The following is a 15076-nucleotide window of genomic DNA, read 5'->3' as shown; positions in this document are numbered from 1 at the left end:
ACCCGGTCAGGCGATTTCGAGGATGGCGTCGATCTCGACGGCCGCGTTGAAGGGCAGGGAAGCCATGCCGACGGCGGCGCGCGCATGCTTGCCGGCCTCGCCGAGCACATTGGCAAGGAGGTTCGAGGCGCCGTTGATGACGAGATGCTGTTCGGTGAATTCCGGTACCGAAGCGACGAAGCCATTGATCTTCACGAGGCGGCGGATGCGTCCGAGGTCGCCGCCGAGCGCCGCTTTGGCCTGGGCCAGGATGTTGATCGCGCAGAGTTCGGCAGCACGCGCCGCCGCGGCGACGTCGACATTCTTGGCGACATGGCCGGTGACCGCGACCTTGCCGCTTTCCATCGGCAGTTGACCGGAGATGTAGAGCGTCGAGCCGGTGATGACGTAAGGCACGTAGTTGGCGACCGGCGCGACTGCCTCTGGAATGACGATCCCAAGTTCCTTGAGACGCGTTTCGATCTCTGCGGACATGGAGGGCTCCCTTGTTGTCTTTTGTGATAAAATCCTGCATGCGAAGCAGGATCGCGGCAGGCACGGACGGATCTGCCTCGCTTCTGCCGAATGTTTGTTTATCCCATTGCCGGCGAGTCCAACAGGAGGAAACGAATGTTTCGTAAAGGCTTTGGTCTTCTCGCTCTGGGGAGCGTCTGCCTCGCCGCCATGACCGTCGGCGGCGCTGCCTATGCAGGCGCATTGGCGCCGCACCGCGCCGTCTACGATCTCGAACTGAAGAATGCCTCCGATCGCTCCGGCATCACCGGCATGTATGGACGCATGGTCTATGAGTTCAATGGGTCGGCATGCGAGGGGTATACGGTGAGCTTCCGCTTCGTTACCCAGGTCGACACCGGCGAGGAAGTTCGCCTGACCGACCAGCAGACCACCACCTACGAGGACTTGAAGAACAGGAGCTTCCGCTTTCTCACCCGCTCCTTCACTGATGAGAAATTGGACAAGGAGGTGCGCGGCAATGCTCACGACGACAAGTCTGGCGTCAAGGTGGAACTGACGGCGCCTGATAAGCGCGAGGTGGCGCTTGCCCAAAGCCGGTTTCCGACCGAGCACATGCTGGAAGTGATCGAGCGGGCCAAGCGCGGCGACGGCCTGTTCGAATCCCGTATCTTCGACGGGTCCGATTCGGGTGACAAGACGCTGATCACCTCGACCTTCGTCGGCAAGCCGCGCAAGCCCGCTCCCGACGATGCGGACGTCGGCAAGGCGGGCAAGCTCGCCGGTGAGAGCTATTGGCCGGTGACGATCTCCTATTTCAACGACGAGGCGAGCGGCGATGCCCTGCCGATCTACCGCATGTCCTTCAAGCTCTACGAAAATGGTGTCACCCGCGACCTGACGATGGACTATGGAGACTTCGTGCTCAGCGGTAAGCTTGCCGATCTCGAAGTCTTCAACGCGGAAGAGTGCAAGTAGCGGCTATCGCCGGAGCTGTGCCGCGCGGTCGCGGCAAAAAACTGACTTGCCGACTTGATTTATCGGGCAGTTGCAGCTAATGGGCTGCCCATTCCACACGTGAGGCATGGGATTTTCCGGGAGAAATCCGGATTGTTCCGCCGGTGGACGCATCTAGATGCGTTCGACGCCTTGCGGAGGTTCAACCGGAAAAGGAGAAAAAGGCATGGCATTGCCTGACTTTACCATGCGCCAGCTTCTCGAAGCAGGCGTGCACTTCGGTCACCAGACGCACCGCTGGAACCCGAAGATGAAGCCGTACATCTTCGGCGATCGTAACAACGTTCACATCATCGACCTCGCCCAGACCGTTCCGATGCTGTCGCGCGCCCTGCAGGTCGTCAGCGACACCGTTGCCAACGGCGGCCGCGTGCTCTTCGTCGGCACCAAGCGCCAGGCGTCAGAAATCATCGCCGACGCTGCCAAGCGCTCCGCCCAGTACTACGTCAATGCCCGCTGGCTCGGCGGCATGATGACCAACTGGAAGACGATCTCGAACTCGATCCAGCGCCTGCGCAAGCTCGACGAAATCCTCGCTTCCGAGGCTTCCGGCTTCACCAAGAAGGAGCGCCTGAACCTCGAGCGTGAGCGCGAGAAGCTGAACCGCGCCCTCGGTGGTATTCGCGACATGGGCGGCACGCCGGACCTGATGTTCATCATCGACACCAACAAGGAATCGATTGCGATTGAAGAAGCCAAGCGCCTTGGTATTCCGGTCGTCGCCGTCATCGACTCCAATTGCGATCCGGACCAGATCGACTACCCGATCCCCGGCAATGACGATGCATCGCGTGCGGTCGCTCTCTATTGCGATCTCATCGCCCGTGCCGCCATCGACGGCATTGCCCGTCAGCAGGGCGCTGCCGGCCGTGATCTCGGCGCAGCCGAAGAAGCTCCGGTCGAGCCGGCTCTCGACGAATCGTCCGAAGCCTGATCGGGCAGCGGCAGCTTAGGCTGCCGTACCCACGAAATATCGGGATGAGGCCGTTTGTGATGAAAATCTGAACGGCCTTGTTCTTTTTCAGCGAGGAATGGTGCGGTCGGGCAGACACTTTTTGCCCGCGCAAGCATCGCGGCGATGGCGTCATAACGATGTCACACTGAAGGGCCATTCCCTCTGCCAAACCTGCTGGCACGGCGCCACCCGCGATTGGCGCGCCAGCGAAACAGATAAAGAGGCAAGAAGATGACTGTTACTGCCGCAATGGTGAAGGATCTGCGCGAAAAGACCGGCGCAGGCATGATGGATTGTAAGAAGGCTCTGGCCGAGACTAACGGCGATATGGAAGCCGCCATCGACTGGCTGCGCGCCAAGGGCATTGCCAAGGCCGACAAGAAGTCCGGCCGCACGGCTGCCGAAGGCCTCATCGGCATCGCCAGCGCCGGCAACACGGCCGTTGTCGTCGAAATCAACTCCGAGACCGACTTCGTGGCCCGCAACGATGCCTTCCAGGACCTCGTCCGCGGCGTCGCCAACGTAGCCCTCGGGACCGAAGGCACGGTTGAGGCTGTCGCCAAGGCAACCTATCCGGCAACCGGCAAGTCCGTCGAGGATACGATCAAGGACGCCATCGCGACGATCGGCGAAAACATGACGCTGCGCCGCGCTGCCCTGCTCAAGGTCGAGGACGGCGTGGTTGCGACATACATTCACAACGCCGCCGGCGACGGCATCGGCAAGCTCGGCGTACTGGTTGCCCTGAAGTCGACCGGCGACAAGGAAGCGCTCAATGCGATCGGCCGTCAGGTTGCGATGCACGTCGCCGCGACCAACCCGCTCGCCGTCCGCCCGAGCGAGATCGACCCGGCCGTCGCCGAGCGTGAGCGCAACGTCTTCATCGAACAGTCGCGCGCTTCCGGCAAGCCGGACAACATCATCGAAAAGATGGTCGATGGCCGCATGCGCAAGTTCTTCGAGGAAGTCGCGCTCCTGTCGCAGGCATTCGTCATGAACCCCGACCAGACGGTCGAGGCAGCGATCAAGGAAGCCGAGAAGACCGTCGGCGCGCCGATCGAAGTTGCCGGTATCGCTCGCCTGCTGCTCGGCGAAGGCGTTCAGAAGGAAGAATCCGATTTCGCGGCGGAAGTTGCAGCAGCCGCAAAGGGTTGATTTCTTCTTTCCAATTGGGAAAAGCTGGGGGCATCGCGTGACAACGCGGTGCCCTTCGTGTATCCGGCATGCGTTATTGCGGCGGACCCGCCGGGCTGTGCCAAGGGCGGTCGATACCACGCAAGACGAATTGTCCTCATGCCGCTGTGTGCGTCTGTCGCCCATGCGTGCCGATCTGCTCAGGAGTGATGATGTCGGCCAAGCCAATCTACAAGCGCGTTCTTCTCAAAGCCTCCGGTGAAGCCTTGATGGGAAGCCAGGGTTTCGGCATCGATGTCGCCGTGGCCGATCGGATCGCCTCGGACATTGCCGAGGCGCGCGCCATGGGCGTCGAAGTGGGTGTCGTCGTCGGCGGCGGCAACATCTTCCGCGGTGTCGCCGTTGCCTCGAAGGGCGGCGACCGGGTGACCGGCGATCACATGGGCATGCTGGCGACCGTCATCAATGCGCTGGCGCTGGCGACCTCGCTACGCAAGCTCGATATCGATACGGTCGTCCTGTCGGCGATCGCCATGCCGGAGATTTGCGAGAGCTTCTCGCAGCGCGCCACGCTCTATCACCTGTCGCTCGGCCGCGTCGTGATCTTCGCCGGGGGAACGGGCAATCCCTTCTTCACGACGGATTCTGCAGCCGCACTCCGCGCAGCCGAGATGGGCGCAGAGGCGATCCTCAAGGGAACCCAGGTCGACGGTATCTATTCCGCCGATCCGAAGAAGGACCCGTCCGCCACGCGCTTCGACCGCCTGACCCACAGTGAAGTCCTTGAGAAGGGGCTCGCCGTCATGGACATTGCCGCCGTGGCGCTGGCGCGGGAAAATGCCATTCCGATCGTCGTGTTCTCGATCCATGAGAAGGGCGGCTTCGCGGACATATTGACCGGTGGCGGTCGTGCCACCATCGTGTCGGATAACTGATAATCTGCAGAGGCCTGGACGGCCGTCGAGATGAAGAAATGGGAGTCTGAACCATGAGTGAAGGTGTGGATCTGAAGGAATTGAAGCGCCGCATGGACGGAGCGATCGCCGCTTTCAAGCACGACATCGCATCGCTGCGGACCGGCCGCGCATCCGCAAACGTTCTCGATCCGGTGACCGTCGAAGCTTACGGTTCGCGCATGCCGCTGAACCAGGTCGCCAACATCACCGTTCCGGAGTCGCGGATGCTTTCGGTTTCCGTCTGGGACAAGTCGATGGTCGGTGCCGTGGATCGGGCGATCCGGGAGTCCAATCTTGGCCTCAACCCGATCATCGATGGGCAGAACCTGCGCATCCCATTGCCGGAGCTGAACGAGGAACGCCGCAAGTCCCTCGTCAAGGTCGCCCACGACTATGCCGAGAAGAGCAAAGTGGCGGTGCGCCATGTCCGCCGCGACGGCATGGACGGCCTGAAAAAAGCCGAAAAGGATGGTGACATCGGCCAGGACGAGAGCCGTGCTCAGTCCGAGCGGGTGCAAAAGATGACCGACGAGGTGATTTCCGAAATCGACCGCTTGCTCGCGGAGAAGGAAAAGGAAATCATGCAGGTCTGACCGCGGAAAAATCGAGTCTCTAGTTTCGGACAGCCCATGCAAGATTTCGCTCCTACAAACGTGCCGGCTCACGTCGCCATCATCATGGACGGCAACGGTCGTTGGGCGAACGCGCGTGGACTGCCCCGCACGATGGGACACCGCAAGGGCGTCGAGGCGGTGCGCGGTGCGGTCAAGACGGCGGCCGAGCTCGGCATCGGCTATCTGACGCTTTTCGCATTCTCCTCGGAGAACTGGAGCAGGCCGGAGGACGAGGTCAGCGACCTCATGGGCTTGCTCAAGGCCTTCATCCGGCGCGATCTCGCGGACCTTCACCGCGAGAACGTCCGTATCCGCGTCATCGGCGACCGGGCCAACTTGAGCGGCGACATCCTGCCGCTGCTGATCGAGGCCGAGGAGACGACGATCGCCAACACCGGGATCACATTGGTGATCGCGTTCAACTACGGCGCACGCGACGAATTGGCGAGAGCGATGCGGCGTCTCGGAGAAGAGATAGCGGCTGGCCGCCTCTGCCCGGAGGATATCACGGCCGATCGGATCACCGCGGTGCTCGACACCGCGGGCATTCCGGACCCGGATCTCATCCTTCGAACGAGCGGCGAGGAGCGTCTTTCCAACTTTCTGCTTTGGCAGGGGGCCTATTCCGAATTGCTGTTCGTTCCCGAACTCTGGCCGGACTTCACGCGCGAGACATTCGTCGCCGCCATCGAGAAATATGCGTCGCGCGAACGCCGGTTCGGCGGGCTGCTGCAACGGACTCTGGCGGTCGGGTCCTGATGCAGAGAGAGCTCAAACTCCGCATCGCATCGGGCATTGTGCTTGCTGCGGTAACCCTCGGTGCCACCTGGGCCGGCGGCTTCGCCTTCCAGCTTCTGTCCGTCGCGATCGGCCTGCTCGTCTACTATGAATGGGCGACGATCACCAAGCTTGCCGAGCGGGATTTCCAGGGCAATGCCCTCGGCTGGCTTTCGCAGGTCGTCATCGCCGCCTTGGTGCTCATGGACTATATGCCCTATAGCCTGCCGGTGCTTGCCGGCAGCATCGTCCTTTCCGCTCTCTGGGTGCTGGTCAAGGGGACGAGTTGGTGGCTGCCGGCCGGCGTCGCCTATGCCGGATTGACGAGCATATCGCTTGCCGCGATCCGTGGCGCGGATTACCTGGGCCTCATTGCCATGCTCTTCGTGTTCGCGGTGGTCTGGGGCACCGACATCTTCGCCTATTTCGTCGGGCGGGCGGTCGGGGGACCGAAGCTGGCTCCGGCGATTTCGCCCGGCAAGACCTGGTCGGGGGCGATCGGCGGCGCCGTCTGCGGCGTTCTCGCGGGGGTCGCCGTCTTCATGGCCCATTTTTCGCTCGACGATGCGCGTATGCCGGTCGCGGCGCTGTTGCTCTCCATCGCGAGCCAGATCGGTGACCTGTTCGAATCCTTCGTGAAGCGGCGCTTCGGCGTGAAGGATTCGAGCCGGCTCATCCCTGGGCACGGCGGCGTCATGGACCGCGTCGACGGGTTGATCTTCGCCAGTGTCGCGGCGCTGCTTCTGGTCCTTGTTCAACTCCTGCTCGGCGGTGGACGGAGCGATAACTTCGCCTCCGTCCTGTTGGGCCTCTAGCCCGGAAATCACCTCACACGTCCGTCATTGCATCCGGCGCTGCTGCATACTTCCTTAAACACCGGTAGAAATAAGGGTAAGATCGCGCGGCATCCAAAGTCTGACGGCGGCGAAAACGCGGATGCGATAGGAATCGACATGAGCCTTCTGCTAGACAATCTGCAATACACCATCCCCACTTTCCTGTTCCTTCTCACCTTGCTGGTCTTCGTCCATGAGATGGGGCACTACCTCGTCGGCCGCTGGTCCGGCATTCGCATCGTTGCCTTCTCCGTCGGCTTTGGCCCGGAGCTCTTCGGCCGGACGGACCGCCACGGAACGAGGTGGAAGTTCTGCGCGATCCCGCTTGGCGGCTATGTGAAATTCTTCGGCGACGAGGATGCCGCAAGCACGCCCGACTACCGTCGGCTGGAAGCGATCAGGCCGGAAGAGCGCGCCCGCACGTTCCTCGGCGCCAAGCTTTGGAAACGGGCGGCAACCGTCGCGGCCGGACCGATCGCCAATTTCCTCCTGGCGATCGCCATCTTTGCCGTTCTCTTCTCGATCTATGGCCGTGCCGTGGCCGATCCGGTGGTCGCCTTCGTCGCACCCGGCAGTGCGGCTGAAAAGGCCGGGGTCCTGCCGGGCGACAAATTGATTTCGATCGACGGCAAGCCAATCGCCACCTTCGACGACGTGCGCCGTTACGTCAGTGTTCGCCCGGAACTCCCGATCAAGGTTCGCATCGATCGCGCCGGCTCCGTCGTCGACCTCGACATGGTGCCGCAACGCACCGAATCCGTCGACCCGCTCGGCAACAAGGTCGAGGAGGGAAAGATCGGCATCGGCACGAATCAGGAGGCCGGCAACTTCCGCGTCGAGACCTACGGCCCGCTCGAAGCGGTCGGGCAGGGCGCATTGCAGAGCTGGCGGATCGTCACCGGTACGTTCGACTATCTGTCGAATCTCTTCGTCGGCCGCATGAATGCCGATCAGGTGGGAGGGCCGATCCGCATCGCGCAGATGTCCGGCCAGATGGCAAAGCTCGGCATCGCCGAAGTGCTCAATTTCGCTGCCGTCCTCTCGGTTTCGATAGGATTGCTTAACCTCATGCCGGTTCCGGTCCTTGATGGCGGCCACCTCATGTTCTATGCGGTGGAGGCATTGCGCGGCAAACCGGTCGGCCCGGCCGCCCAGGAACTCGCGTTCCGGATCGGTTTCGCCATGGTGCTGATGCTCACGGTCTTTGCCGCCTGGAACGACATCAACTGGCTGTTCGGCTAGCACTTGTGGGCGGCAACGAGGGGATCTGAACTTTTGGGAAAGCTGTGACGAGCGAGTTTCACACGCTTGCTTTGCAACGATTTGTTTACGATAACGCAACGCTGTAGTGGCTGTTAAGCCACGGTTCGAATTGAAGTAAACAGAAATTAACGAGCTGACTTGCTTGTATGGGAAAAGCGGGTAAAACGGCAACCGTGACCGGAGTCGGTACGAAATTGCCGCGGGACGTTGGAAAAAGGTAAGAATTGCAATGAAAGCTGGTTCAAGGTTTTTGAACGCGGTGTCGGCGTTTGCGCTGTCGGCAAGCATGGTTGCCACAGGAACCGGTGCGGCACTGGTTGCGAGTGCGTCGGTCGCCCAGGCTGCGGTCATCAATCGTGTTGAAGTTCGTGGTGCCACGCGCGTCAGCCCGGAAACTGTTCGCTCGAACATAACGATCGTCCCCGGCAAGAGCTTCAGCAATGCGGATATCGATGCTTCGGTGAAGCGCCTTTACGCAACCGGCTATTTCTCCGACGTCAGCATCAGCATCTCCGGCGGCACGCTCGTCGTGAACGTCAGCGAGAATCAGCTCGTCAACCAGGTCGTCTTCAACGGCAACCGCAAGATCAAGGACGACAAGCTGCAGGGCCTGGTTCGCACGCAGCCGCTCGGCCCCTACAGCGAGGCGACGGTCGAGACCGATATCCAGGCCATCAAGGATGCCTATGCCGCCATCGGCCGCAGCGACGTCACCGTGACGACGCAGGTCGTGCCGATCGCCGAAGGCCGCGTCAACCTTGCCTTCGTCATCAACGAGGGCGAGCGCACGAAGATCACGCAGATCAATTTCGTCGGCAACGAAGCCTATAGCGATGGCCGCCTGCAGTCGGTAATTGCCACCAAGGAATCCGGAATCTTCTCGTTCCTGACGCGCAAGGACGTCTACAACCCCGACAAGCTGCGCGCCGACGAAGAGCTGCTGCGGCAGTTCTACTACAATCGCGGCTACGCCGACTTCAACATCATCTCGTCCGAGGCGGCGCTCAATGAGGCGACCAACGAATACACCGTGACGATTACGGTCGAGGAAGGGCCGCGCTACGACTTCGGCGCGATCAACGTCGAGTCGACCGTCGAGGGCGTCAATGCCGAGGAACTGAAGGGGCTCGTGCAGAGCCACGAAGGCTCCGTCTACAAGGCCAAGGACATCCAGGACACGATGAGCGCGATCTCCAAGCGTGTCGCCTCGGCCGGCTATCCTTTCGCCCGCGTGACGCCGCGCGGCAATCGCGATCTCGCCAATCACACGATTGCCGTCGACTATCTCGTTGACCAGGGCGAGCGTGCCTATGTCGAGCGCATCGAGATCCGTGGCAATACGCGTACGCGTGACTACGTCATCCGCCGTGAATTCGATGTCGGCGAAGGCGACGCCTTCAACCAGGAAATGATCGCTCGCGCCAAGCGCCGGCTCGAGGCTCTCGGTTATTTTTCGTCGGTCAACATCACCACCCAGCCGGGAAGTGCGGCTGACCGCGTCGTCGTCGTCGTCGACGTGCAGGACCAGTCGACGGGTTCGTTCGGCATCGGCGCCGGCTATTCGGCCGGCAGCGGCGGCGGCTTCCTCGTCGAAGCCTCGATCGAAGAGAAGAACTTCCTCGGACGTGGTCAATATATCCGTCTGGCCGCCGGTAAGGGCGAAGACAGCCAGACCTACAATGTCTCGTTCACGGAGCCGTACTTCCTGGGCTATCGTCTGGCCGCGGGCTTTGACCTCTTCAAGAACGAGAACGACTTCGACGACGATAACTATAGCTACAACGACCAGGGCTTCAGCCTGCGCGTCACCGCGCCGATCACTGAGAACCTGTCGACGACGCTGCGCTACAACTATACGGAACTCGAATATTTCGGCGACGAGGACGAGCTTTCGTCGCCCTATGATCGCGTGATCGATGGCAGCCCGTGGACGCGTTCGTCGGTATCGCAGTCGGTCACCTATAACACGCTCGACGACGCGCAACTGCCGCATGAGGGTATCCTCGCATCGGTAACGCAGGAGTTTGCTGGCCTCGGTGGCACGTCCGACTTCTACAAGCTCACGGGTAAGGCTAAGTGGTACTACACGGTGAACGACGAGGCGGACATCATCGCCTCGCTCGCCGGTAGCGCCGGGCACCTCTTCAAGACCTCCGGCTCAATGGAAGTGTTCGACCAGTTCCAACTGGGCAGCAACGACATCCGCGGTTTCGAGCGCAATGGCATCGGTCCGCGCGTCAACAATGGCGACGCGCTTGGCGGTACGACCTATTTCACCGCCTCGGCCGAAGCCTCGTTCCCGCTGCCGGGCATTCCACGTGACAGCGGCTTTCGTGGTGCCTTCTTCGTCGATGCAGGTACGCTCTATGGCAACGACGTGGAACTGACCGGAGCGGGCGAGTTCGCCCGCGGTACGGACGCCTCGCTGCGCGCTTCCGTCGGCGTCAGCCTGATCTGGGCTTCGCCTTTCGGACCGCTGCGCGTCGACTACGCGGTGCCGGTTGCGAAGGAAGACTTCGACGAGATCCAGAACTTCAAGTTTGGTATCAACTCGTCGTTCTGATAAGTGCAGTCCAGAACTGCCACGAAATCGTTCTGGAGTGTCCATGGAACAGAACTGGTTTTTTCCGCCCCATGAAGGGATTCGCCTGGGTGACCTCGCGGATCGGCTTGGGGCGGAACTCTCTGATGCCGGCGCGGCCGATCGTACGATCCATACGGTGGCGCCGGTCTATCGCGCCAGGTCCGGCGACATATGCTACATGCTGTCGCGCAAGAGCCGGGATGAATTGGAGAGCTGCCAGGCTTCCGCGATCATCTGCGACAAGGCCGTGGCCTCGATCGTTCCCAACCATATTCCGGTTCTACTGACTCAGAAGCCGCATACCGCCTTCGCGCTCGCCGGCGCGTTGCTGCACGGGGAGGCACTGCGTCCGTCGTTCAACACCAGCGGGCGGGGTGTTGCGCCCGGAGCCTTTGTCGATCCGACGGCGCGCCTCGAGCCCGGAGTCGAGGTAGAGCCGATGGCGGCCATCGGTGCCGGCGCGGAGATTGGCAGCGGCACGCGGATCGCCGCCGGTGCAGTCATTGGCCCTCATGTCCGGATCGGCAGGGATTGCACGATCTCGGCTGGCGCCAGCATCCTCTGTGCGCTCGTGGGCAACAATGTCATTGTTCATCCCGGCGCGCGCATCGGTCAGGACGGCTTCGGATATGCACCTGGTCCGAAGGGCGGGATGATCAAGATCGTTCAGGTCGGCCGCGTGATCATCCAGGACCACGTGGAGATCGGTGCCAATACCACGGTCGATCGCGGTACGATGGATGACACGGTGATCGGCGAGGGCACGAAGATCGATAATCTCGTGCAGATCGGTCACAACGTCCGCATCGGCCGCTATTGCGGCATCGTCAGCCAGGTCGGCATCGCCGGCAGCACGCGCATCGGCGACGGGGTGATGATCGGCGGCAATGCCGGCGTCAACGGACATATCACGATCGGAGATGGAGCGCAGATCGCCGCGATGAGCGGTGTGGCGAGCGACGTTCCGGCGGGTGAGCGATACGGCGGCATTCCGGCGCGGCCGATGCGAGACTTCCTGCGGGAAATCGCGGAAATCGCCATGCGCTCGAGCGAAAGGCATAAGAAAAAGGGTGGCAAGGATGAATGACGCTGCGACAGTTCTCGGCACGGCAGACCTTCAGGAGATCCTCAGACTTCTTCCCCACCGCTATCCGTTCCTGCTCGTCGACCGCATCATCGAGATTGATGACGACAATTCGGCAATCGGCATCAAGAACGTGACGGCGAACGAGCCGCATTTCACCGGCCATTTCCCGGAAAAGCCGATCATGCCGGGTGTGCTGCTGATCGAGGGCATGGCCCAGACGGCGGGTGCCATTTGCGCGCGCAAGACGGGCATCGGCAGCAATCTCGTCTACTTCATGACGATCGACAACGCGCGCTTCCGCAAGCCCGTGGTGCCGGGCGACCGCGTCGAGTTCCACGTCACGAAGCAGAAACAGCGGGGCAATATCTGGAAGTTTCACTGCGACGCAAAAGTTGACGGGCAACTTGTCGCGGAAGCTGATATCGGCGCGATGATTGTCAGCAAGGAAGACGCCTGAACATGATTGCATCAAGTGCCAAGATCCACCCGGCGTCGGTCGTCGAAGACGGCGCGGCGATCGGCGAGAACGTCAAAGTCGGCCCGTTTTGCCATATCGGGCCGAACGTCGTTCTAGGCGACGATGTTGAACTTTTGAGCCATGTGGTCGTGATCGGGCGCACGACGATCGGCAAGGGCACCAAGATCTTCCCTGGGGCGGTCATAGGCGGCGATTCCCAGAGCGTGCATCACAGCGCCGTGGATACGACACTCGTAATTGGCGAGAACTGCACGATCCGCGAAGGCGTGACGATGAACACCGGCACCGTCGAACATGGCGGGACGACCGTCGTCGGCAACAACAACCTGTTCCTCGCCTATTCGCATGTGGCGCATGATTGCCGGCTCGGGAACAACATTATCCTGTCGAACAACGTGATGCTTGCCGGCCATGTGACCGTTGAGGATCGCGCCATTCTCGGCGGCGGCTCGGCCGTTCATCAATTCACCCGGGTCGGCAAGCAGGCCTTCATCGGAGGGCTGTCGGCCGTCAGCTACGACGTCATTCCCTATGGCATGCTCAATGGCAATCCAGGTGTGCTGAGTGGCCTCAACGTTGTGGGCATGACGCGCGCCGGCATCGACCGCCCGGTCATCCACGCGGTGCGTCGCTGCTACAAGCAGATCTTTGAGGGATCGGAATCGATACGCGCCAACGCGGCTGCGATTCGCGACGAATATCTCGACTGCCCGCCGGCGCTGGAGATTCTGGATTTCATCGCCGCGGAAAGCGACCGCGCACTGTCGTCGCCCAATCGTGGCGGTAAGGGTTGAAGGCCATGCCCGCTTCGCCCCTGCCGAATAGCAGCGGCAGGCTTGCCATCATCGCCGGCGCCGGTGCGCTTCCCCACCATGTTGCAGAGGCGGCCCGCAGGCAGGGAGAAGATCCATTCATCATTGCGCTTTCGCGAGAGGCGGATGGCGACTGGAGTGGCTTTGACCACGCAACGCTTGCCATTGGCGATTTCGCCGCGATCAGCAAAGCCTTTGCATCGGAGGGGATAGATCGGGTCGTTCTGTCCGGCTCGGTCCGAAGGCGGCCCGATTGGCGCGACATTCGTCCAACGCTGAAAACGCTCGCAAAAGTACCGAGCGTCCTTAGGACGCTGGTTTCCGGCGGCGATGATGCCGTGCTGCGCATGGCGATGGAGCTTATCGAAGCAAGCGGCGCCCGAGTGATCGGCGCGCACGAGGTGGTTCCCGGCCTGCTCGCGAATGCCGGTCCGATTGGCGAAAACGCGCCGAACGACGAGGATCGGCGCGACATCGAGGCGGGGATTGCTGCCGCCAATGCGCTCGGGGCGCTCGACGTCGGGCAAGGGGCCGTCGCCGTCGGGGGCAGGGTGGTGGCACTGGAGGGCGCTGAGGGAACGGACGCAATGCTGGCACGGGTCGCCGAACTGAAGGCGGATGGCCGCCTGTCGAACCGCCGTCGCGGCGTTCTCGTCAAGCTCTGCAAACCGCAGCAGGACGAGCGGGCCGATCTGCCCTCGATCGGGCCCTCTACCGTGGCAGGCGCCGCGGCCGCGGGGCTCGCCGGCATAGCGGTTGAGGCCGGGCGTGCACTCGTCCTCGAACGGTCGACCGTTATCGAGACGGCGAACCGGCGCGGCCTCTTCGTTCTTGGAATCGAACGTGACGCCCGGGAGCGGGCGCGATGACGGGGCGGGCGTACCGGCTGGCGATCATAGCCGGTGAGGTTTCCGGAGATCTGCTCGGCGCCGATCTGGTGAGGGCGCTCAAGGGGCGGGTAGACGCGCCGCTTGAACTCGTCGGCGTCGGCGGCGATGCGCTGGAGGCCGAGGGGCTTACTTCGCTGTTCGACTATAGCGAACTGTCGATCATGGGCTTCTCGCAGGTCCTAGCGCGTCTGCCGAAGCTCCTCTTGCGCATCAGACAGACGGCCCGCGCCATCGTGGCGGCGCGACCGGATGCGCTCGTCATCATCGACAGCCCCGATTTTACCCATCGCGTCGCGCGGCAGGTACGCGCCGCGCTGCCGGATATGCCGATCATCGATTATGTCTGTCCGAGCGTCTGGGCCTGGAAGCCCGAGCGGGCGCCGCGGATGCGCGCCTATGTCGATCATGTGCTTGCCGTGCTTCCCTTCGAGCCGGCGGTGATGGCGAAGCTCGGTGGGCCGCCGACCACCTATGTCGGCCACCGGTTGGCGTCGGACGCCAATCTGCTCGCGGCCCGGGAACACCGGCGTCGGCGGTTGCAGGCGGAGCAGGGGGAAGGCATCAAGACTTGCCTGCTGCTTCCCGGCTCGCGCGCCAGCGAAATCAGCCGCCTGCTGCCGGTTTTCGAGGAAGCCGTTGCGGAGATTGCGGCACGCAACCCGGACACGCGGTTCCTGCTGCCGACCGTAGCGCGCCAGGAACGACGCGTGCGGGAATTGACCGCATCCTGGGAAATCCAGCCGGAAATAACCGTTGATTCGGAAACGAAGTGGCGGGCCTTCAGCGAGGCGGACGCGGCGATCGCGGCATCAGGCACGGTCATCCTCGAATTGGCGCTGGCGGGCGTCCCGGTGGTTTCGACCTATCGCGCGGACTGGCTCGTCACGCTCCTTCATGAAAAGATCCGCATCTGGACGGCGGCACTGCCGAACCTCATCGCCGATTTTCCGATCGTTCCCGAATATTTCAACAAGGCCATTCGGTCGGGGACACTCACCCGCTGGTTCGAGCGGCTTTCGAACGACACGCCGCAGCGCGCTGCGATGCTCGATGGCTTTGCCGTCGTGCAACAGCGCATGAGGACCGACAACCCGCCCAGCGAGAAGGCGGCAGAAATCGTCCTCGGCTATCTCCAAAGCAAAAAGATCGGATGATTGGGGCTCCGGCGGCCTCCCTTGATGGGAGTAGCGGGAGATCGGTCTTCCGGGCAGGCTCCAATG

General features: G+C 62.2%; 15 protein-coding genes. 14 read left to right on the top strand and 1 reads right to left on the bottom strand.

The features are described from left to right. Positions 1 to 6: 6 nt before the first annotated feature. Entirely contained in the window at positions 7 to 474 is a 468-nt protein-coding gene (locus tag ATC00_RS10035; RefSeq protein WP_064252683.1) for a RidA family protein, read from the bottom strand. A gap of 135 nt (positions 475 to 609) precedes the next feature. Here ATC00_RS10035 and ATC00_RS10030 point away from each other — a divergent pair, with 135 nt between their 5' ends. The 14 genes from ATC00_RS10030 (at position 610) to lpxB (ending at position 15010) form a co-directional block, all read left to right on the top strand. After that, on the top strand, positions 610 to 1431 hold the full coding sequence (locus ATC00_RS10030) for a cell envelope integrity EipB family protein (RefSeq protein ID WP_037383284.1): 822 nt from the start codon (positions 610 to 612) through the stop codon (positions 1429 to 1431). A gap of 205 nt (positions 1432 to 1636) precedes the next feature. Continuing rightward, complete coding sequence (rpsB, locus tag ATC00_RS10025) at positions 1637 to 2404, top strand: 30S ribosomal protein S2 (protein WP_014328193.1); 768 nt, start codon at positions 1637 to 1639, stop codon at positions 2402 to 2404. A gap of 252 nt (positions 2405 to 2656) precedes the next feature. Beyond that, positions 2657 to 3580: a translation elongation factor Ts gene (tsf, locus tag ATC00_RS10020; RefSeq protein WP_037383287.1), complete on the top strand. Its 924-nt coding sequence runs from the start codon at positions 2657 to 2659 to the stop codon at positions 3578 to 3580. A 191-nt stretch (positions 3581 to 3771) separates the two neighbouring features. Next, complete coding sequence (gene pyrH, locus ATC00_RS10015; RefSeq protein ID WP_037383359.1) at positions 3772 to 4494, top strand: UMP kinase; 723 nt, start codon at positions 3772 to 3774, stop codon at positions 4492 to 4494. A 53-nt stretch (positions 4495 to 4547) separates the two neighbouring features. Further along, positions 4548 to 5108 (top strand): ribosome recycling factor, encoded by a 561-nt coding sequence (gene frr, locus ATC00_RS10010; protein ID WP_037383290.1) that lies wholly within the window; start codon positions 4548 to 4550, stop codon positions 5106 to 5108. Positions 5109 to 5144: 36 nt separating this feature from the next. Beyond that, positions 5145 to 5888, top strand: a complete 744-nt coding sequence (locus ATC00_RS10005) for an isoprenyl transferase (RefSeq protein ID WP_064252682.1) — start codon at positions 5145 to 5147, stop codon at positions 5886 to 5888. Continuing rightward, the gene (locus ATC00_RS10000; protein WP_037383294.1) at positions 5888 to 6721 is read left to right on the top strand and encodes a phosphatidate cytidylyltransferase; all 834 of its coding nucleotides are present in this window, start codon (positions 5888 to 5890) and stop codon (positions 6719 to 6721) included. The genes ATC00_RS10005 and ATC00_RS10000 overlap by 1 nt, the downstream gene beginning before the upstream one ends. A gap of 138 nt (positions 6722 to 6859) precedes the next feature. After that, positions 6860 to 7984: an RIP metalloprotease RseP gene (rseP, locus tag ATC00_RS09995; protein WP_037383297.1), complete on the top strand. Its 1125-nt coding sequence runs from the start codon at positions 6860 to 6862 to the stop codon at positions 7982 to 7984. A 250-nt stretch (positions 7985 to 8234) separates the two neighbouring features. Next, the gene (gene bamA, locus ATC00_RS09990; protein WP_064252681.1) at positions 8235 to 10568 is read left to right on the top strand and encodes an outer membrane protein assembly factor BamA; all 2334 of its coding nucleotides are present in this window, start codon (positions 8235 to 8237) and stop codon (positions 10566 to 10568) included. A 43-nt stretch (positions 10569 to 10611) separates the two neighbouring features. Continuing rightward, a complete protein-coding gene (lpxD, locus tag ATC00_RS09985) occupies positions 10612 to 11676 on the top strand; it encodes a UDP-3-O-(3-hydroxymyristoyl)glucosamine N-acyltransferase (protein WP_064252680.1) in 1065 nt (354 codons plus the stop codon). Further along, a complete protein-coding gene (gene fabZ / locus ATC00_RS09980) occupies positions 11669 to 12133 on the top strand; it encodes a 3-hydroxyacyl-ACP dehydratase FabZ (RefSeq protein WP_012707899.1) in 465 nt (154 codons plus the stop codon). The genes lpxD and fabZ overlap by 8 nt, the downstream gene beginning before the upstream one ends. Then, positions 12130 to 12948, top strand: coding sequence for an acyl-ACP--UDP-N-acetylglucosamine O-acyltransferase (lpxA, locus tag ATC00_RS09975; protein ID WP_064252679.1), 819 nt, complete (start codon positions 12130 to 12132; stop codon positions 12946 to 12948). Before fabZ ends, lpxA begins: the two co-directional genes overlap by 4 nt. A 5-nt stretch (positions 12949 to 12953) precedes the next feature. Further along, on the top strand, positions 12954 to 13835 hold the full coding sequence (locus tag ATC00_RS09970; protein WP_064252678.1) for an LpxI family protein: 882 nt from the start codon (positions 12954 to 12956) through the stop codon (positions 13833 to 13835). Then, a complete protein-coding gene (gene lpxB / locus ATC00_RS09965) occupies positions 13832 to 15010 on the top strand; it encodes a lipid-A-disaccharide synthase (RefSeq protein WP_064252677.1) in 1179 nt (392 codons plus the stop codon). Before ATC00_RS09970 ends, lpxB begins: the two co-directional genes overlap by 4 nt. Positions 15011 to 15076: the final 66 nt, after the last annotated feature.

Origin of the sequence: Sinorhizobium americanum, from assembly GCF_001651855.1 — a bacterium.
Classification (GTDB): Bacteria; Pseudomonadota; Alphaproteobacteria; order Rhizobiales; family Rhizobiaceae; genus Sinorhizobium; species Sinorhizobium americanum.
Note: the sequence above shows the minus strand (reverse complement) of the source record. Positions and strands in the feature narration are given on the sequence as shown.